The 20,251-nt window shown below is 41.7% G+C and carries 19 protein-coding genes and 1 other RNA gene; 8 read left to right on the forward strand and 12 right to left on the reverse strand.

Going from position 1 to position 20,251, the window contains the following annotated elements; genetic code table 11:
* Window positions 1-270: 270 nt before the first annotated feature.
* The 6 genes from queF to HCR01_RS40900 all read right to left on the reverse strand — a co-directional run bounded on the left by queF (window position 271) and on the right by HCR01_RS40900 (window position 2,668).
* The gene (queF, locus tag HCR01_RS29620; protein ID WP_193199595.1) at window positions 271-687 is read right to left on the reverse strand and encodes a preQ(1) synthase; all 417 of its coding nucleotides are present in this window, start codon (window positions 685-687) and stop codon (window positions 271-273) included.
* Between the two features lie 157 nt (window positions 688-844).
* The gene (locus HCR01_RS29625) at window positions 845-1,240 is read right to left on the reverse strand and encodes a hypothetical protein (protein WP_193199596.1); all 396 of its coding nucleotides are present in this window, start codon (window positions 1,238-1,240) and stop codon (window positions 845-847) included.
* Window positions 1,241-1,397: 157 nt separating this feature from the next.
* Window positions 1,398-1,787, reverse strand: a complete 390-nt coding sequence (locus HCR01_RS29630) for a phasin family protein (protein WP_193199597.1) — start codon at window positions 1,785-1,787, stop codon at window positions 1,398-1,400.
* A 25-nt stretch (window positions 1,788-1,812) separates the two neighbouring features.
* Window positions 1,813-1,909: signal recognition particle sRNA small type (gene ffs / locus HCR01_RS29635), an RNA gene on the reverse strand.
* A 36-nt stretch (window positions 1,910-1,945) separates the two neighbouring features.
* Window positions 1,946-2,212, reverse strand: a complete 267-nt coding sequence (locus HCR01_RS29640) for a YciI family protein (RefSeq protein ID WP_193199598.1) — start codon at window positions 2,210-2,212, stop codon at window positions 1,946-1,948.
* A 186-nt stretch (window positions 2,213-2,398) separates the two neighbouring features.
* A complete protein-coding gene (locus HCR01_RS40900) occupies window positions 2,399-2,668 on the reverse strand; it encodes a GAF domain-containing protein (protein WP_413773983.1) in 270 nt (89 codons plus the stop codon).
* Window positions 2,669-2,717: 49 nt separating this feature from the next.
* On the opposite strand from HCR01_RS40900, the gene HCR01_RS29650 reads away from it, so the two are divergent.
* Both HCR01_RS29650 and HCR01_RS29655 read left to right on the forward strand, forming a co-directional pair.
* Entirely contained in the window at window positions 2,718-2,876 is a 159-nt protein-coding gene (locus HCR01_RS29650; RefSeq protein ID WP_193199600.1) for a hypothetical protein, read from the forward strand.
* A gap of 153 nt (window positions 2,877-3,029) precedes the next feature.
* Window positions 3,030-3,581 (forward strand): 2'-5' RNA ligase family protein, encoded by a 552-nt coding sequence (locus tag HCR01_RS29655; protein ID WP_193199601.1) that lies wholly within the window; start codon window positions 3,030-3,032, stop codon window positions 3,579-3,581.
* 192 nt (window positions 3,582-3,773) lie between these two features.
* Here the strand turns inward: HCR01_RS29655 and HCR01_RS29660 are convergent, their stop codons facing one another.
* From HCR01_RS29660 to HCR01_RS29675, 4 genes are all read right to left on the reverse strand, one after another.
* Window positions 3,774-4,028: a DUF433 domain-containing protein gene (locus HCR01_RS29660; RefSeq protein ID WP_320073206.1), complete on the reverse strand. Its 255-nt coding sequence runs from the start codon at window positions 4,026-4,028 to the stop codon at window positions 3,774-3,776.
* A gap of 124 nt (window positions 4,029-4,152) precedes the next feature.
* Complete coding sequence (locus HCR01_RS29665; RefSeq protein WP_193199602.1) at window positions 4,153-6,039, reverse strand: ABC transporter ATP-binding protein; 1,887 nt, start codon at window positions 6,037-6,039, stop codon at window positions 4,153-4,155.
* A 552-nt stretch (window positions 6,040-6,591) separates the two neighbouring features.
* Entirely contained in the window at window positions 6,592-7,161 is a 570-nt protein-coding gene (locus tag HCR01_RS29670; RefSeq protein WP_193199603.1) for a single-stranded DNA-binding protein, read from the reverse strand.
* Between the two features lie 249 nt (window positions 7,162-7,410).
* Window positions 7,411-8,664, reverse strand: a complete 1,254-nt coding sequence (locus tag HCR01_RS29675) for an FAD-dependent oxidoreductase (RefSeq protein WP_193199604.1) — start codon at window positions 8,662-8,664, stop codon at window positions 7,411-7,413.
* A 635-nt stretch (window positions 8,665-9,299) separates the two neighbouring features.
* Here HCR01_RS29675 and argS point away from each other — a divergent pair.
* The 3 genes from argS (at window position 9,300) to HCR01_RS29690 (ending at window position 14,214) form a co-directional block, all read left to right on the forward strand.
* Window positions 9,300-11,066 (forward strand): arginine--tRNA ligase, encoded by a 1,767-nt coding sequence (gene argS / locus HCR01_RS29680; RefSeq protein ID WP_193199605.1) that lies wholly within the window; start codon window positions 9,300-9,302, stop codon window positions 11,064-11,066.
* 302 nt (window positions 11,067-11,368) lie between these two features.
* Complete coding sequence (locus HCR01_RS29685; RefSeq protein ID WP_193199606.1) at window positions 11,369-11,758, forward strand: hypothetical protein; 390 nt, start codon at window positions 11,369-11,371, stop codon at window positions 11,756-11,758.
* Between the two features lie 119 nt (window positions 11,759-11,877).
* Window positions 11,878-14,214 carry a WD40 repeat domain-containing protein gene (locus HCR01_RS29690; protein ID WP_193199607.1) on the forward strand — a complete coding sequence of 779 codons (2,337 nt, stop codon included), beginning with the start codon at window positions 11,878-11,880 and terminating at the stop codon, window positions 14,212-14,214.
* Here HCR01_RS29690 and ptsP read toward each other — a convergent pair.
* Complete coding sequence (gene ptsP / locus HCR01_RS29695; RefSeq protein ID WP_193199608.1) at window positions 14,177-16,690, reverse strand: phosphoenolpyruvate--protein phosphotransferase; 2,514 nt, start codon at window positions 16,688-16,690, stop codon at window positions 14,177-14,179. The genes HCR01_RS29690 and ptsP overlap by 38 nt on opposite strands.
* Before the next feature lie 391 nt (window positions 16,691-17,081).
* Between ptsP and HCR01_RS29700 the strand changes: the two genes are divergently transcribed.
* Window positions 17,082-17,324 carry a hypothetical protein gene (locus HCR01_RS29700; RefSeq protein ID WP_193199609.1) on the forward strand — a complete coding sequence of 81 codons (243 nt, stop codon included), beginning with the start codon at window positions 17,082-17,084 and terminating at the stop codon, window positions 17,322-17,324.
* Between the two features lie 124 nt (window positions 17,325-17,448).
* Here HCR01_RS29700 and HCR01_RS29705 read toward each other — a convergent pair whose 3' ends face one another.
* Window positions 17,449-18,198 (reverse strand): hypothetical protein, encoded by a 750-nt coding sequence (locus HCR01_RS29705; RefSeq protein WP_193199610.1) that lies wholly within the window; start codon window positions 18,196-18,198, stop codon window positions 17,449-17,451.
* A gap of 363 nt (window positions 18,199-18,561) precedes the next feature.
* Here HCR01_RS29705 and HCR01_RS29710 point away from each other — a divergent pair, with 363 nt between their 5' ends.
* Together HCR01_RS29710 and HCR01_RS29715 are read left to right on the forward strand one after the other, a co-directional pair.
* Window positions 18,562-19,002: a PAS-domain containing protein gene (locus HCR01_RS29710; protein ID WP_193199611.1), complete on the forward strand. Its 441-nt coding sequence runs from the start codon at window positions 18,562-18,564 to the stop codon at window positions 19,000-19,002.
* 146 nt (window positions 19,003-19,148) lie between these two features.
* Window positions 19,149-20,153, forward strand: a complete 1,005-nt coding sequence (locus tag HCR01_RS29715; protein WP_226889717.1) for a GntR family transcriptional regulator — start codon at window positions 19,149-19,151, stop codon at window positions 20,151-20,153.
* Window positions 20,154-20,251: the final 98 nt, after the last annotated feature.

Raw genomic sequence — 20,251 nt, forward strand, 5'->3', positions numbered from 1 at the left:
TCGTCTGTTAGGCTGCTAGAGTACTGCATGGCTGCTGGATACGGCTTTTGCGGTAACTTTACTTCAATACAGTAAAAGATGTCAAATGGGTTCTATAATTAGCCAGCTAATTTAATAGAAAGCGGGGTTAAACCTCATCCCCTTGTAAGCGAAGAGGAAAGCCGTCCCGCCGTTTGAGATATCGGCATCTGCTTACTTTTCCTGATGCTCTATTTCCCATGCCTCAAGAGGTGTGGTTTTTTATTTTTCGACTTTTGTAAAATATGTCTTCTATTGTTTTTGATGTCGCACCTCGACAACAGTATGCACATTCCCGCGAGGCGTGAAATCTGCTTTCACAGTGACTTCTAAAGGGTCACAAGCTGCAACAAAATCATCGAGAATTTGGTTGGCAGATTCTTCGTGAGAAATATAGCGATCACGGTAACTATTAATGTAAAGCTTTAGCGCCTTCAATTCCACCACCCGCTCATCAGGAATATAGGTAATGTAAATCGTGGCGAAGTCAGGATAGCCAGAAAACGGACATTTACAGGTAAATTCCGGCAAAGTAATATTAATATCGTATCGTCTTCCCACTCGCGGATTAGGAAATGTAATTAGTTTTCCTTCTGCAATCTCGCGTTCGCCATACTTCATTTCTTGGCTTGGTTGGGATACAGTTTTAGGCAAATTGTCGTTAGTCATTTGTCATTTGTACTAAGCGTTTGCGTAGCGTCTCGTAGAGAAGCCGTTGGCGGAGCCTCCCGTAGAGAAGTATTTGTCGTTTATTATTTGTCAGTGCTTTTATCTACTCTTTTCCCTTTCCCCCTTCACCTTTTCCCAGGCGAAGCCTGCTCCTCATCTACTCCTGCTCCCAGTCTGGACAATTCTTATCATCCCATCCATGAGGATGCATGGCGCAGACTAACAAGTTACCACCATACACATGACCGTGATAATTACTACAACCTATGCAGGCAGAATTTTGTTCTAATGTAGGTTCAACTGAATAAGGAAAACCTTGGTCTGCATCTGCCATCAGGTCGCCTATTTCCCCATAAACTTCTAAAATTGGTTCAGCCAGATCTTGTAAATACTGGTCAACTTCAGTGGCAATCGTGTTATGTACTTGCTCGGTAAATTCTTCGGTTAACTCAAAAAGGGTGTCTACCATTTCACCCATTCCGAGAAAGAAGTGTTCTACTTCTTCAGCTACCGTTTCTACGATTTCCATTAAATCTTTTTGCCATTGTTCCATAACCTTGATGCCCTTCCTGGCTATAAATAGAATACCCAGTGCTACCTGGCTTGAAGCACTAAAGTACATTCTAGGCAATGTAAATATATCAAGTTTCTGTGTGTGATGCCATGCCAAAGTGCCGATAACTACTGACGCTCAACGTAAAAATTGCTTTTTACTGATCTCTTTGTAGGCGTTTTAATTCATCTTGCATTTCTATCACTTGCCGACGCAACTCATCAACATTATCGGTATTGGTTGATGCTTCTTTAACAGTTGGTTCTTCATCTTCCTCTAAAATTTCGATGCGGCGAGGTTCCGAAGGAGCTGTTTTGTCAGGGGTTGCGCCAGATGTTGGGGCTTGTTGGGCTTGCTTCATCATATCTTCGACGAAGCGGCGGGCTTCTTCTGTGTTCATTTCGCCCTTGGCGACCATTTCATCTGCCAGTTTTTGGACTTGCGATCGCAGTTCCGCTAGTTTTCCTCCTGCCTTCTCACCCGCATAAGAAGCCAGCCCAACACCGAGGTAAAAAGCTTTTTGAACAATATCTCCAAAACCAGGCATTGCCGCTGAACACTCCTAAAAATAGGGCGACCCGGAGACTACGCCTACCACAAGCATCCTGTATTGCTGCTACCTTCCGGTTCTGACAAGATTTAGGCGTTGAAGTCGCATAGTTCCAGGTCTATAAACACTATAACATCAAAAATCCGTGAGGTATGTTATTCCAATACAATTTTCCATTCGTAAAGCTGATAGTCAACACAGCCGTTTTGCACTAATGGATCAAGAGCTACAATTGCCTCTGCCTCATCCCTTGAGGCTGCCTCAAACAGCAACATGCCACCTCTTTGCTCTGCCCAGTAGCCCGTTCGTGCTTTGTGTCCTTTGGTAATCAAGTCCTGAACATAAGCTTTATGGGCGGGTACGTATTGGTCAAAGGTTGGTTTATCGACTTTGCCTTCTTCAATTTTCACAAACCAAGGCATTTATTTTGTAACCTCAAATGGGGAATGGGGAATGGGAATTGGGAACTGGAAAGAGCGATTTTCATGCTCTGTTGTGAACATAATTCATAGGGAACTGTATTATAAATATAGTTGTAGTATTTTCAATCCCGTCTCCTACCTTCTGGCTTGAAAAAGTGCTGAATGAGGAGTCATTAAGGCTTCAGTTTAAGATGAAGCGATCTTTCTTAATAATGGTGCTACCGCTTCCATCAGCTCAACGTTTGCTCTGCTTATTGAGATTGAACGGAAGTCGAAGTGACAGATCGTCCCAAACATCTTGCCATTTTCATCTAGCAGTGGTACACCGCAGTATGATTTCACTTCTTGTCGCTTCGGATGTCCGTGAATCCGATCATCTTGAAGCGAGTCGTTTATCATAAATGTGTCGCGGTTGCTACGGACAAAAACGCAATATTGAAGACATGACTGGAATATCCTGAGTTAACTTTTGCGTCGGATTCTCCCGGTCGAAGAAGCAAATGTTATGCAGTGTTTCGTCATCGAACCGATACAACGACGTAAAGCGATGCTCGGTCAATCCGTTCAAAAATATCACCGCAGCGCGTATATCTTTCTGAACGAGAATAATGGATCTCAGTTCGTCCAGCAAATCTGTAAAGCTAGTCATGTGCGTGATATTTAACTATTTATTTGATAAATTTCAATCCAGGTTTAGTTATCCCTAACTGTAAGCTTTATTAGCGCTGCAATTAACTTATCTGAATCAAGAGGTTTACGAATGAGTTCTTGAAATCCAGCGTCTAGTATTTATTCCCCCTCTGCTCCTCTAATATAAATGAGCCGTTTTTTCATCGCCCTCCTACCAACCCAGGATATTCAAGACTACGCCAACCAGATTAAGCAATACTTTGCTGAACAGTATGCCAGTAAGGGAGCGCAAAAGTCTCCGCCTCATATTACCCTGCAACCACCTTTTGAATGGGCAGATGATAAATTGCCATTGCTAAAAGCATGTCTGAGGCAGTTTGCTAGTGGACAAAAGTCAATACCAGTTACACTTAATGGGTTTAGTGCTTTTGCGCCTCGCGTCATATACATTAATGTAGACAGGAGTCAAGCACTTTTGACCTTGCAAGCTGATTTAATGGCTTATGCAGAAAGCAACTTAGGAATTGTTGACGAAGTTGGTAAAACCCGTCCTTTTGCGCCCCACATGACAGTTGCATTTCGAGACTTAACAAAGCAGAACTTTAAAGCTGCTTGGCCAGAGTTTGAAAATCGTCAGTTATATTTTGAGTTTACGGCTGAGAAGTTAACACTGTTAATCCACGACGGTAGGCGCTGGAATATTAAATCAGAGTTTGCATTTTTGTCTTATGGCAGTTGAGCTATTCAAAATTAGACTTGTTATCACGTCTACACCACGATTTTGTCGAGCTAGAACTAAAGAACGTGCCGTAGAATCCTCGTCCATATACAAGCGAATTCGGCTCATAAGAGCTTTTGAATTTTATGCAGTTTCTCTAATCTTTCAGCCTCATCTGCTTCTGCTGCAATGTCAGCATCAACTTTGTCGCGGTTAACATGGTAATAAGCTAGAGCTGCATAAACTTGGGTTAAGGTTCAGATGACTAATTTGATCTGCAATTTCTTCTGCGCTGTAACCTTGTTTATACCAAATGGCTATACGCCTGACTGTCACCTCTGTACCAGAAATAATGGGACAATCACCATGTATTTCAGGATTATGGTTAATCAGTGTGCCAATATCGGTAATAGTTGTCAAAACTTGTTCTCCCAAATGTCTGACACTAAATATTATTGTATTAGTCATACACTACATCTGTAGTTGAGTGCAACGGATGGACAACGCTCGTTATGTTAAGTATTCTATCAATGGAAATTAGGCATGATGGGATGAATCTACTCCATCGAGTTTCACAAAAATTCCATTCTTTTTATAACGCCCGTTGATGATGATTTCGCACGCGCTCGGCACTACCAGTAGGAATCGCAGCAATTAATTTTTGCGTGTATTCCTCTTTGGGTTCCAGGTAGATACTTTCGGCTGTGCCTTGTTCGACAATTTGACCGCGATTCATTACTAAAATGCGATCGCTCATAAATTTAACCACGCTAAGATCGTGAGAAATGAAGATATACGTTAGCTGAAAATCTTTCTGTAATTCTTTGAGCAAATTCAATACTTGCGCCTGTACTGAAACATCCAATGCTGAAACTGATTCATCACAGATAATAAATTTGGGATTTAAAGCCAAGGAACGGGCAATACAAATCCGCTGGCGTTGACCACCAGAAAATTGATGAGGATAGCGCTTAATCGCATCTGCACTCAACCCCACTCGTTCTAAAAGTTCTGCCACGCGTTCTTGTCGTTGTCGCTTTGTCTTACCAACAGCATGAATTAACAACGGTTCCATTACTGCATCCCCAATCTTCATGCGTGGGTCAAGCGAACTAAAGGGATTTTGAAAAACTATTTGCATTTCCCGCCGCAATTTCTGCAACGTTTCTCCTTTGAGGGTAGTAATATCTTGCTTCTCAAAGATAATCTGACCACTCATCGGTTCAATTAATCGCAGCAAGGTTCTGCCGAGTGTGGTTTTGCCACAACCAGATTCTCCTACCAATCCTAATGTTTCCCCTGGTTTGACATCAAAGGAAACGCCATTAACTGCCATGTTGTAGCGTTTTGTACCACCAAATACCCCGCGCACCGGGAAACCAACCTTGAGGTTGTGGATTTGCAATAGCGGTTGCTGTTCGCTGAGATTCGCCAATCTTGCAGAAATTTCTTCATTGGAAACTTCTGGAGGTTGTGGGGGTTCTTTTGCCTGAATTACTAACTGTCCCGTTGCTGTCTCCTCTGCACTCATGTAGTCAGAAACGGTGAGTAGTTTTTGGGGACGGCGGTTGAGTGTGGGACGGCAAGCTACTAAACCTTTAGTATATGGATGCTGGGGATTACTAAAAATTTGCTGTGCAGTATCGTATTCTACAACCTTACCTCTATACATCACTGCTACTTCGTCAGCGATTTCTGAAATTAGTCCCAAGTCGTGAGTGATGAAAATCATTGCCATGTCACGGCTTTGCTGCAATTCTCGCATCAATTCTAGAATTGTCGCTTGCACAGTTACATCCAAGGCTGTGGTTGGTTCATCAGCAATTAATAGTAATGGATTGCAGGAAATGGCCATTGCAATCATTACCCGTTGCAACTGTCCCCCAGAGAGTTCATGGGGGTAGCGTTTCAGCATTGCTTCTTTGTGTTCCTTCACCAACTGGGCCAATTTTGGCGCATCTGGTTTAGATGAATTTGAGTTGGTTTGATTCCAGGTTTCGATATACTGCAGCTGGATCTGTTCATCGCTAGGCAGTAATTTTACTTCTTGCAGACCCGCGATCGCAATTTGTCTGGCTTGGGCGGCTGATACATTCTGATGCCGCATAATCGCTTCTGTTAGCTGAAACCCGATATCATAAACTGGATTGAGCGAACTCATCGGTTCTTGAAAAATCATGGCGATGTCGCCACCCCGGTGTAACTGCATTTGTTCAGGAGGCAATTTCACCAAATCTATGGGATTGGCATTCTCCTGAGTACGAAACCAGATTTCACCGCCAGTAATTCTACCAGGACTCTGCAACAAACCCATTACAGCTAGAGCTGTCACTGATTTACCGCTTCCCGATTCTCCTACTATTCCTAGAGTTTCACCTCGATGTAGCTGAAATGAAATACCATCTACGGCTTTGGCGATGTTGCCATCACTGGAAAAGTCAACTTGTAGATTGCGAACCTCTAGGACAGTTTCTCTCATAGGAGTTGGGTATGAATTTTGTCTGAAAATTATTAGGATTTTAACAGTACTTTTAATGCTACATGGATAAATTTGGCTTTTGTACTCCTTGGCAGTTTTTTCGCTGCTTACACCTTAACCACAATCATAATCATGTCGTGTCAAATCCCACAGCGGTACTAAAGTTTATGAAAATGGTCGTCTGCGTAAACGCTATGGCAGAAATACCTTTGATTTTAAGGAAAGCGATTTGATCGGCAAAGTCAAAGGTCAAGCAACAGAAGTAAAACACTTAAAAAGTGCGCGATGGGTGACTGCACTACTTTGTTTTACAAAGGGTAATGTCGATATTCCTAGCAATGAGTCAGTATATTCATTTAACATGAAGTGTTACAAAAGCTTATCAAAAAAAGTATACCTTCCTCTATTCTTAATTTCTTGAATAGTTAAGTAACCGATCGCGAACAAAAAAAATAGCACATCCTTAAGGATGGCTACTTGTGGAAATTGTCTAATTGTAATGCTTTCAGCTAAGTATGGTTAACAAATTGAATACATGCTAAACTACAAACTTTAAAACGGAATATCGTCCTGATTAGGGTCTTCCTCCTTCTCTGGTTGATAGGTGGTTCGCTCGTAATTTGTGGGCTGGAATATGGGTTCTGACTTTGTTACTTGGGCGACGCCAACATTACTTGTAGCTGGAGTAGTGACAGGACGTGGTGACTCATAGCTGGGAACTGCGGCTGGAGAAGACACCTCTGAGGACGGTTGCCGCAAGGAAGTTTCTGTAAATGATGGAGTTATGCTTGCTGAGGACGATGGATCAGTACTGAAACTACCACCTACAGATTGAATTTGTTGTACTGTCAATTCAGCGCGTTTTTCTTTAAACCCTTCTGGACGATCAATAGTATTCATACTCAAACGTCCTACCAGGATAACGCGATCGCCTTGATGGTAATTTTGCTGTATTTCTATTGCTAAATTTCCCCAGCCGACAACTTTCAGAGTGGCTAGTTGGTCTTCTGTGCGCTGGGAATTCGGAAACTGCACCAGCATCTCCGTGACTCCCAAGTTATCCGCTGTATAGCGAAGTTGCGGTTCTTGAATAATTTCCGCCATCAAAACGCAGCTGTTCATTAAAATTTCTCCTGACTGTCAAAAGTGCTGAGTAAAAAAGTGTGAGAAAGAGGGGATTTTAATATTTTCGCAATCAATTTTCTATATGAGCTCTTTATTAGAGTTAGTTCTAGCATAAAAGCCAAGCGATCGCTTTGAACAGCATTTAAGATGCTGCTCTCTACTTTCGCTTGACTAAGATGAGCATTGAATTCTGCACGAACTAGTATAATTGTACCACTATTAGACAGAAAAAATACTCGACATCAGTTAAGTTTGGACATGAACTGGAAAAACACCCAAAGCAATCAACCGTGCGGGTAGGTCGCGCAAGATGGGCAAGCGCAACAAAATAGATGGCTGAAAGTTGCGATTTGAGGTGAGAATCGGGGCGAATATTTGCTTCTGGACAAAGGTCTGAAATGCCTGAATGATGCGTGTGGGCAACTCGCGTTGACGCTGCACTTTTGCTAAATCACTGAGTTTTACTTGTCGGTTCTTGAGTGGTTTGCTGAGTACATTTGCTGCGACAACAGCGTCTTGAATCGCATAGTTAATGCCAACTCCACCCACAGGAGACATGACATGAGCAGCGTCACCGATGAGTAGCAGCCCTGGAAGATACCAACGCTTAACGCGACTGGATTCCACAGAAAGAAAGGCTACCTGTGACCAATCTTGTAAATTTTGGATGCGCTCATTGAATTCTGGTATAACTTCGACAACAGATTTTTTTAATTCCTCTAAACCAGCAGAGCGCAGCTGTTGATAACCACCTTTGGGGATAACATAGGCAAGTTGCCACTCGTCGCCACGATTAAGCATTGCTACGATGTGTCCTTGAGCAAAACGCCCTACTCCCCCCTCTGGGTCTTCTGATTTTCGGGGTAGACGGAACCACAGAACATCCATCGACGGTGAAGTTTCAATTGACTCAAAACCACCCAGTTGCCTTAAACGTGAGTGGCGTCCATCTGCACCAACTGTAAGTAGCGCACGTACTTCGTGCCAACCTCCTCCTCGATAGCGAACACCTTGAACCACACCATTTTCTGTAACTAGTTCCTGTACATTCGCACCCATCACTAACCGAAAATTTGGATATTTCTGGGCTTCTTGGGTGATAAACTCCAAGAATTTTACTTGAGGAAGCATTGTAATGTAGGGGTAGTGAGTTTTCAGGTGACTAAAATCTGCTAATGTAACAGTATCTTGAGGAGTCTGAACCCTAATGCGGTGCATCTTGGCATGGGGTAGTTGTAGCAAGCGATCGCTCAAGCCCATTTCCTCCATAATTTCCATCACCGATGGGTGAATTGTGTCACCCCGAAAGTCACGATCAAAGTCTTTGTGAGTTTCTAGCAACATTACCGAAATACCTTGACGCGCTAATAGCAAGGATAAAACTGCTCCTGCTGGCCCCCCACCAACGACGCAACAATCTGTAGTTTCTACGTCTACAATGTCATGGGCAGGGTTAATGCTTGATTTTTGAGAAGGATTTGCGGGTACATGGGTAGTCATAACAACACCTCTTGACAGCCCTAAAATCCAGGGTAATTTGCTTTTGATAGTGAAAGCTGTTTTTTTAACTTTTCGTATTTACATGGAATTTCTAGTGAGGTGTTGGCGGCGCTCAATATCTGTACCACGGAGCAAATAAGCTTTAATTTTGTGTCAGCGATCACTATTAATAATCAGAACTTACGCACTCAGATCCCCCAACCCCCTTAGAAGGGGGCTTTAGACGTTCCCCCCTTTTTTAGGCTACGGTGTACACACAAGTCTTTTAGAATTGCCCCACAGGCTTTTGATCCCCCCAACCCCCCTTCAAAAGGGGGGCAAAAACCTCTCAAAGTCCCCCTTTTTAAGGGGGATTTAGGAGGATCTACAACGATTTTGGTTTTGTACAGAGATGTGTGTACACCGTAGCCTTTTTAAGGGGAGCCAGCGCGGTCTTGGGGTCTCCCCAAGTGGAGCGACTGGCGTGGGTTAGGGGGGATCGGGGTTTCAGGCTTCAGTGCGTAAGTCCTAATAATAATCCCCCTTGCCAAGGGGGTTGTTAAAATCCCTTGATACTTTAGAGTGAAATAATCAAGCTTTTCAGAATACCCAACCATCAGGAACTACATTATCCCTCTGGCAAATAAAATTTATACATGAACGCTACACAAGAACAACTAAAACTTAAATTTGAACAGGCTTTGGTGGCTGCTTTTGGCGCTGACTTCGCTGGAGTAGACCCAATTTTGGTTCCTGCTAGTAATCCTCAATTTGGTGATTATCAAGCGAATGTGGCTTTATCCCTAAGTAAAAAGTTAGGAAAGCAACCAAGGGCGATCGCAGGGGCGATCGTTGAGAAACTAAATGTATCAGAAGTCTGCGAACCACCAGAAATCGCTGGGCCAGGATTTATCAATCTGAAACTGAAAACAACATACCTAGAAGCACAACTGAAAAGTATTCAAGCAGACTCTAGGCTAGGAGTTCCGGCGGCGAAAATGCCAAAGCGGGAAATTGTAGATTTTTCTAGTCCGAATATTGCTAAAGAAATGCACGTCGGACACTTGCGTTCCACGATTATTGGTGATTCCATAGCCCGCATTCTAGAATTTCAGGGACACGATGTTTTACGATTAAATCATGTGGGTGATTGGGGCACTCAATTCGGGATGTTAATCGCCTACCTGCGGGAAGTTTACCCAGAAGCTCTTACCACCGCTGACGCTTTAGATATCGGAGATTTAGTCAGCTTTTATCGCCAAGCCAAACAGCGATTTGATACAGACCCAGCTTTCCAAGATACAGCACGGCAAGAGGTCGTAAGATTACAAGCAGGTGCAGAAGACACACTTCATGCTTGGAAATTACTGTGCGAACAGTCGCGGCGGGAGTTTCAAGTAATTTATGACTTGCTTAATATCCAAGTAATTGAACGTGGAGAATCTTTCTATAATCCCTTATTACCAGGGATTGTAGAAGATTTAGAAAAATCCGGGTTATTAGTAGAAAACCAAGGGGCAAAGTGTGTCTTTTTGGAAGGATTTACCAATAGAGAAGGTGAACCTTTGCCTTTAATTGTGCAAAAATCTGATGGTGGCTACAACTACGCTACAACTGATTTAGCATCTTTACGATACCGAATTCAACAAGATGAAGCAAAGCGCATAATTTATGTAACTGATGCAGGACAAGCTAATCACTTTACCCAATTTATCCAAGTAGCACGCAAAGCAGGATGGATTCCTGATGATGTGGAACTAGTTCATGTTGCCTTTGGTTTAGTATTAGGGGAAGATGGTAAGAAATTCAAGACTCGTTCCGGGGATACGGTGCGGTTACGGGATTTGTTAGATGAAGCGATCGCTCGTGCTCATGCAGACTTAGAAATCAGATTAAAACAAGAAGAACGCGAAGAAACTGAAGAATTTATTAATAAAGTTGCTGAGGTAGTTGGGATCAGTGCGGTTAAATATGCAGACTTAAGCCAAAATCGCACCAGCAACTACATTTTCAGCTACGACAAAATGTTAGATCTTAAAGGCAATACTGCACCTTATATGCTGTATGCTTACGCGCGGATTCAGGGTATTAGCCGCAAAGGTGGTATCAACTTTGAAGAGTTGCAAGAAAACGCCAAAGTCATATTGCAGCATGAAACAGAATTAGCCTTAGCAAAATACTTACTTCAGCTAGGTGAAGTTATTAGTATCGTAGAGCAAGATTTGCTGCCGAATCGGTTATGTGAGTATTTGTACGAACTGAGTAAAAAGTTTAATCAGTTTTATGACCGCAATCAGGGGGTTCGCGTGCTAGAGGCGGAAGAACCACTGCGGACATCCCGCTTAGTTTTGTGTGATTTGACAGCTAGAACCTTAAAGCTAGGACTATCTTTGCTAGGAATTCAAGTACTGGAGAGGATGTAATCAGAAGTTTTTCATTGGAGTATTGCAGGCGATCGCCAATGTTACAGACACTATCAAAAAGTATATTGAGCGTTGCTATTAATCCTGTAGTTAATCATCAGAAAGTTAGCTAAGTATTTTCAGCGCTGAAATGTAATTTTGATGAAAGATAAAAATAATGCTCATACTCACAGGGCACTCAAGGGAAATTTAATGCGTCACTATTAGTCATTATGGGAAAACCCTAGTTAACAGCCCTTCTGTTAACTAGGGATAATTCTGATAAAACGATTAAAATGTGACAATTAATGTAGGAAAAAACTATGAAGCGAGCAGTTATTACCAAAACACTTATTACATCACTAGGCTTTTTAACTTTATTTGCCCCAAGTCAAGCATCTGCTCAACTCATACCACAGCCTTGGGTTTCAATTGGTGGAAAAGATGGTGATACAACCTTTGCTGTGGGAGCTAGAGCATTAAATTTGGGAGTTGAGTTAGGAAGTGGGCCTGATGGCGCTACTGGCGTAGATGTTCTGAAATTTCTGAGTTTACCAGTGATTTCACCTTATATAGGAGTTGGATATTATTCAGAAGATAAAGGTGTTGCGGTTTCCGGCGGGGTTCAAGTAGGCGCTACTGATCGCTTTTTTGTAGGTGCTGGTTACAATTCTGTGCGAGGACTCAACGGACAACTAGGAATAAGATTCTAATTGCTCTGCTAATCTTTTAATAGGAGCATAGCAAGAGTGATCAAAGCGCAAATTTCTCATGACGTAATGCATACTTTTGCCGACTCTATTAATTTTATTTGTTTAACAGGCATCTCCTTATGGAGCAAGGATTAAAATTACTCATTCAACTAGTGCTAGAGTTTGCACCTGTAATTGTAACTCTAATACAAAAGCGAACGGAAGAAATAGCTATAACTAATTACCCACTTCCAAAAAAAACTCAAGAATTCCTCGAATTCGGAAATATTTCAAATCAGCTAAATAGTTCTGTGGCCAGATTTGAACAACAAAAACTCTTGCAACAGCAATTAGCCATTTACCAACGTGAGACACAAATACAAATAGCCGAACAAGAGAAAAATACAACTCTAAAGCTACCAGAAGTTAATAAAATTCTTGATAGCTGGCCCTTGAGATTATATCCTTCACAAATTCTAGATCACACGAGCAATGAACGTAAACCACTCAAAATTTTTCTTGCTCCTCCGCAAGTTAAGTTTGACCAATTTGATCATAGGAATGATGGAATACCAGAAATCGAGCTAATGTTAGCTGAAGGTTTACGAAAATTTATCAACAAGCATTACTCTCTCCATAGTCCAATTAGACCGACAGAATTTTTAGCAGGAGCCTGGGATAGCAAACGTTTTCATAGTGAATCTAGCATTAAGGCTCTGTTTGGCATCTTAAAAACAGAGCCAATTTTAATTTTGGAGTCGGAAAATGATGGAGATTATCTAAATTTCCGTATTGCTTATTGGGGATTGGGACAAGAAAACTATTACTACAAAACAATTGCTCGATTATCTCATAGAGAAATTGTTCAGGAGTCTGCAAAAAATCGCGCTTTAGAGTGGAAAAAAATTAGAGATGAACTGCTAACACAAGGAGCAAATTTAGAAGAAATTAACCAATTGGGTAGAGATAATGTATTTAATTTGGCACTTTTGGAAAAGGCAGAAAAATGGAAGGCTCAGGGGATTGATATTAGTAAGTTATCTTTGCAATACCAAATTAATCATCAAGATTTTGAAAAACTTTGTCATGTGTTAACTACCTGTCACTTTCTGGTTGCTGCTTGGGTAGCAGATGTTTATCACTTAGTTCATTATGATGTACCTCCCTTACTACCAGAATTGCTGCCGAGTTTGCTTCAAAATGCTCTTGATTTACAATCAGTGCAAGCAATTATTATCGGTTATAAGCAAGTCTACCAAGCTTTAGAAAAAGAACGACGTTACTGGGTTCCAGAGTTGGCTTTGCAATTAGCTCAAAGTTTATCTCATTTACCCGATCGCTCTTGGGCGCAGGAACAGGTTGATTACTCTATAAGCACATGGTTGGAACTACGTCAATCACCACAAGAATTTAGTAACCTCTTAGAGGCAATGCACTCACTCATCAGGATAGAAGATGAGGAATATGTGCAAAAGCTAAGAGAATACTTTATGACAGTGGGCGATCGCCAAAGTATTCTTGATGCTGAAAAACTTTTGGATGCGATCGCCAATCTCAAACACAAACACCCTCTGGAATCTACTGATCCTAGCTACACCCTGCTCAAACATTCAAGCAAAGTTACATCTGTTGCCATTAGTCCTGATGGCGAGATTTTAGTGAGTGGGTGTGTAGATAAAATCATCAATGTATGCAATCTGAAAACTGGCAAATTACTCCGCACCATCACAGAGAATTTAGGAGAAGTTTCATCCGTAGCAATTAGTCCCGATGGAAATTTTCTCGCTGTTGGCAGTTGCGAACATCCTAAAAGTAATGTGAAAGTGTGGCATCTGAAAACTGGCAAACTCCTCCACACACTTTTGGGACATCAAAAGCCAGTAAACATTGTAGTAATCAGCCCAGATGGGCAGATTCTCGCCAGTGGCAGTAATAAAATTAAGATTTGGAATCTGCACAAAGGCGATCGCATTTGTACCCTTTGGCATTCATCCGCCGTTCAGGCGATCGCTATTAGCCCTGATGGTACAATCCTTGCCAGTGGTAGTTCTGACAATAAAATTAGGTTGTGGAATCCAAGTACAGGCGATCCCCTACGCACGCTCAATAGTCACGACGGTGAAGTAAAATCTTTAGTTATGAGTCCCGATGGACAACTACTTTTAAGCGGTAGTGCTGACAAAACCATCAAAATTTGGCATTTAATTACAGGTAAAGTCCTGCATACACTAACTGGACACTCAGATGAAGTGAAATCCCTGGTTATGAGTCCTGATGGACAAATCCTGTTGAGTGGTAGTGCTGATAAAACCATCAAAATTTGGCGTCTTTCCACAGGTGAACTACTGCAAACCCTGACTGGACATTCCGGGACAGTAAATTCTGTTGCATTGAGTCCAGATGGTAAGTTCTTTGCTAGTGGGAGTGCTGATAAAACCATCAAAATTTGGCAGATAGTGCCAAGATTATCTCTCTGACACTGGTTGCAGAATCTTGTTGCAATGCTGATGCTGCGATCGCCTGAGCTTCAACTACAGTTAACTGAGCGATCGCCTGCTTAATTATAGGTATAGCTTGGGGATTTACACTCAACTCATCTAGCCCTAACCCTAATAAAATCGGTGCTGCTAAAGGATCTGCGGCCAACTCGCCACATAACCCCACCCAAATCCCAGCTGCATGGGCCGCTTGGACAGTTTGTTGCACCATCCGCAACACAGCCGGATGTAATGGATCAACCAAATTTGCCACTCGTGGGTTAGTGCGATCGCCAGCCATAATATACTGGCTGAGGTCATTAGTACCAATACTAAAAAAGTCCACTTCTGTTGCCAATTGATCAGCGAGTACTACTGCTGACGGAACCTCTACCATAATACCGACTTCCATCGCTTCATCGAAGGGGATACCAACTTGGTAAAGTTCAGCTTTTACTTCACGCAGAATTGCCTTAGCTGCATATACTTCTGCCAAAGTCGCAATCATCGGCAACATGATCTTAATTTGGTGTCCAAAGCTGGCTCGCAAAATTGCCCGTAACTGAGTTTTGAACAAATCTGGATGATCTAGACAATAGCGAATTCCGCGCCAGCCTAAGAAAGGATTGGCTTCCGGTGCTACGTTGAGGTAAGAAAGTGGCTTGTCACCACCTACATCTAAGGTACGAATAATCAACGGACGGGTATCTAAAGTTTGAGCGATCACCTGATAAACTGCAAGTTGCTCAGCTTCGGTGGGAGCGCTTGGCCTATCAAAATATAGAAATTCGGTGCGAAGCAGCCCCACACCCTCTGCCCCCCCAGCTAAAGCCACCTGAGCATCAGCTACGCTACCAATATTGGCGAAAATACGAACTTGCTGCCCATCACGGGTAATTGCTGGTTGATGCGCTGTGGCTAATGCTTGCTGTTGGGAAGTTTGCCACGCTTCTCGCTTTGCCTCCAGCACACCTAAAGTATCTGGTTCTGGCTCTACCCATGCTTTGCCACTCTCACCATCGAGCGCCATGAGTGTACCATCTTCCAGGTGCAACACCTCCGCATCTATCCCCAAAACTGCGGGAATACCTAACGTCCGGGCGATGATTGCACTGTGGGAAGTGGCACTTCCAGAAGTAGTACAAATGCCCAGCACTTTTGTTGGATCTAGCCCAGCGGTGTCCGAAGGAGTCAAATCAGTTGCCACCAAAATCGCTGGTTCGGAGAGATTCAGTCCTGTAGGGGCATTCCCAACTAATAATCGCAGCACCCTTTGCCCGACATCTACAACATCGTCAACTCGCTCTTGGAGGTAAGAATCTTCAAGTGTGTGATAGGAAGTTGCCACCTCATCGACTACGGCTTGCCAAGCCGCTTCAGCATTTAGATGGTGTTCTAAGATGTGTTGATGAGCCGCTTCTAACAATACTGGATCTTCTAAAAACAAGAGATGGGCATCAAAGATAGCCGCTTCAGTGTCACCAATTTGAATAGATGCTTGTGAGAACACTGCTTGAATTTCATGTTGGGCAGTGTGAATTGCTGTTTGTAACCGTTGCCACTCCGCCTCAGCATCTTCTACGTGGTATTGCGTAATGGTAATCGGAGTGGGTTGATAATGAACAACGGGAGCGATCGCCACTCCTGGAGAAGCTGCGATCCCCAAAAGTTCGCCGGGAGTTGGTGGGGTAATTTCGTGCTGAAATACTGGTGGAGAATTCAGAGTAGTATTATCTTCACCAAAGTTGGTGGCAAATAATGCTTGCAATGCCGCCAACGCCTTATCTGCATCAGGGCCAGTAGCGGTAATCAACAACTCGTGTCCTTGACGCACACCTAAAGTTGTGACTTGATTAATACTGTCGCCTCGAATTAGCTCAGTATTTCTAGTTAAGTTTTGTACTCGAATTTGGGATTCAAACCGGGCTGCGGTTGCCACAAACTGAGATGCGGGACGGGCGTGTAATCCTAATATATTGCTAACAATCAGCTGGATTTCTTTTGTTGGGAACTCTGCATTCGTTGTTGCTTGGTTATCACTACTAACAACTGATGGCGGGATAATGGTTACACCCAATTGAGTCGCTTTTGCTACTAGTGCGCCTCGTGCTTCGGCAATAACTTGCTGAATGTCTCTACCAGCAGCAGCCGCAACGACAGCAGCGATCGCGCCTTCTACCAAGGGTGCTTCACACAGATACACTTTCTGCCGCTGTGCTTCTGGCAAAAACTCCAACGCCATTTCTGCACTCATCAAAGCACTGCCCAAATCCATTAAAACCAGGACACCATCATCACTGAAAACAGAGGCGATCGCTTCATAAACCTGGATAGGATCTGTACCCAGTGGATTTTCGGGATCTTCAATACCTGCTGCAACCGCAAGAGGAATTCTGCCTTGAACCATTTGCGCGGCGAGTTCCCGCACTCCCAAAGCTAGTTGTTTACTGTGAGAAACGATAACAATTGCAACCACTGCAACACCATCAACCTTGTTGAGAGGTTTGTGCTTAGCCAGTTATCCATTTCATTTTTCATTCTGTACCACTAACAACACCTATCTCTATTACAATTGCAACTACCCAAAAATATTTGAGTTTCTCCAGCTATAAATGCGAACAAAATAACCTTTTTTTAAGAGAATAGGTGGTGTTCACTCATAAGCCTCATGGCTAGCGGTACGGGAAGAAATGTTTTGGATAAGTTTGTTCCCATCGTACAACTTAATTGAGGCATCGCCGTCAAGATTATTTCGCCACAATATTAAATAAGGCTGATCCTTTTCCAAAAGGACTTTAGCAACAGGCTGATTAATAAAGATATGTGAGACAACCTGCTTTTACCTTACTGCTACGGAATCATAGATAATGAGGCAAGTGTCGAAAGGCGGAATTTTCTTGCAGATTCAGACGCAGAGCCGGAAGCGCTGTTTGTGGGAGTACAGCGTTAGCAAAGAATATTTACTGCTGGTTTGCGATCGCTTTGCTTTGCCGCTAACTCCCACACTTTCACACTTTCGTTGTGTCAAGCATTTGCTCAACTATACAACTTTTGAGAAGCGATCGCGCTACAAAATCAGAAAGTTAGTGTCTCTCCAAGAGAAACACTAACTATTTATAATTAAGCTACAGTCATCACCACCTATTTTTCAAAGTGTCTAATCTCAAAGGAGAGATGAACTGTATTGTTTGGATGAACATAAAAGGTATGTAGACTTAAAGCTAACATTCTCATTTATACAGAGACTTTGATTTTCCTCATATCATACATTGCTGTAAATGGTTTATCATAGGGATGATTATTAGCAAACTCTAACATTTCATTCAGTGCATCTGTAAAATCTGTAAACACTTTCTCTACAAAAGCAAAGGCTTTTTCTCTCTGTGCTTCTGTCAATTTTATGCTTTTAACAAAATCTTCTACATCATCCATTTCTGCCTGGATATGACCTGTCTCCTTAGCATAATGAGACTCACCAAAATACGGATGATGCTGCTCAGTAATTTGTTGAAGTTCCTTTCCTACTTGTGCAATCTCAAATAAAGCTACAGTTCCCGTTGCTTCTATCGCCTCAATGATAGCCAACTTTATCAGAATATCCTCTTCAAAAGTACACATAGCAAATAAGTTATTAATTAAAGAGCGTACTTTCTGTGTTTCTTCACCCCAGAGGAATTTCAACGTATCGGTATAGTTTATGGAGTAATCATATCCCATCAACTTTAGGTCTTGTATAAACCATATCCAGTGGCGACCATCTTCATAAGTGTGTTGGTTAATCATTTCTTGGAGCCTGCTAGTTGCTGGCTCTTTGCGGAGTATAATTCTATTGAAATCTTTAAAACTCATGGCAAAAGGAGCAAAGGCAGGAGCCCAAGCTAACCTTTGTCTTGGGTCTATACTTTTGTCCTGAAGAAATTTCATAAATGGCGTTTGGGCAAATTCTTGCTTCTTTTTTTCAAGCAATGCAAGGACTTCTTCCATTTTCAGATCCCCATATAGTTGTATAGTAAAAACTTGTTAAGTACAAAATATCTACTTGTGTGAGATTTTAGTTTATGCAGCCACACTGCAAATTCGAGCAACAAATTTAACAGTAGCTTAAGTGTTTCCTTATTTCATTACCTTCAACTTGTCGCTTGCGAATCATGTTCACGGCTTCATACCCTCTCAATGTTCGCCTCGCGGTGTTGAAGGAGCAAAATCTTATCGCCAGATTAATCAATTTTCTAATCTTGATGATGAATTTTAATAGTCTTGTTCTAAATCGCACATTACGTTATATTCTTTATATCATATATACTATAGTCTAAAAACAAATTAACAACCAAATCAAGGACAAAATGCATGATACGCCTCTTGAGTCAGGGTAAGATTCAAGCTAACGCTGGCATAGTTGTTGTCGATAGTAGCAGAAGGATGGTGAGTCTGAATCGGAGGTTTATAGAAATGTGGAGTTTTCCTCAACACATTATAGTTTCACAAAATGAGGGTCAAGCACTAGAATTGGCTTCTAGTCTAGTTGAGAACTCTGATTTGTTTCTTCATCGAATTCAAGAGATTTACACGCATACAGACTTAGAAGCTTATGATACTTTTAAATTAAAGGATGGCCGAATGTTTGAGCGTTCTTCACTGCCTCAATACTTAGAAGATGAATGTGTAGGAAGAATTTGGAAATTTCGTGAAATAACAGAGCGCCACCAATCGAAAACATTGATAGACATTGGAAATAAAATTTTGCTTTTTCCTGCTAATCATAATAATATATCGCATACTAAGTTGTAGAGAGATTCTTATTTTTTTCATTATTTATTCTCTTTACTTGTATACCACCAAGTTTTATTATAGATTACATCTAAGTAATGATTGAGGAGTAAGTAATGCGATTTTAGGGAAATCTTCGTAGTTACTGTTGCCAATCCGTTATGGTAATGTCTAATACAATTTTGTTTCCTCTTTTTGTTGATACCCAAGCGCCAATAACAATTAACGCTCAAATTGCTGAACAAATTAAGCTATTAATTGCTATAGGGGATTTGCAACCAGGTGATACTTTGCCTACTGTTACTCAATTAGCCAAACATTTAAAAGTAAATCATAACACTATTGCAGCAGTTTATAACTATTTAATTGAATCAGGCTATTTGGTAGCCCAAAGAGGTAAAGGGACGTTTGTTGCTCACACTCAAGTTGTACAAAATATTATTATCCATAAAGAATTTTATAATCTGCTAGGGCAAGCTTTCAATGCTGCTGTAATGACTGGGTTATCTCCATCTGAATTTGGTGCAGCAGCCTACGCGCAAGCCGCAATATTGAATAGACACGCTGTTGCTCCTTTAAAATTAGTATTTATAGAATACTTGCAACACAGTACAGGTGTATACGAAACTATTCAATCAGAAATAAAACTTCCTTTATTGTTTCTCTGTTTGGAAGATTTCAAGATTAACAAATCAAAAGTATTAAAAGAACTGTTAACTGCTGACCTTGTAATTACAACTGCACAACATCAGTGGGAAGTAATTAGATTAACTGCTCCAGAGCAAGAAGTTATTACTGTTAACCTCAAGCCTGACTTGCAACTATTGGCACAAATTTCATCTTTACCTCGTAATGCTTTAATGCTGCTTATTTGTCAAGAAGAAGTTACCTGTAAAGTGATGAAACAGATGCTACAACAAGCTGGAATTTCCCATATAAACTTTCAAACTCTAGATTTAGAGTACCTTCAAAAAAATCATCAAATTTTAGAGCAGGCTGATGCAGTTTGTGCTTCAAGACTTGTTGAGAACTATGTACGACAGTATAGTTTTGAACCTTCTGAAGTTATGGTTTTTAATTTCAGTGTTGATGAAACTAATATGTCAGTATTGAAGGCTCGCTTGGCTGCAATTCAGTTAACTAAATCAACTATCTCTCATACCAATCAGTGACAGGATGAGGTGCTAGATAAATAGTCAAAATGTAGCTAATAGCTTTTACTTGTGTTGCAAAAGCTTGTTGAGGGTAAAATATCCACAGCTTTAGAATA

This window comes from Nostoc sp. MG11, from assembly GCF_014904695.1.
Lineage (GTDB): Bacteria > Cyanobacteriota > Cyanobacteriia > Cyanobacteriales > Nostocaceae > Komarekiella.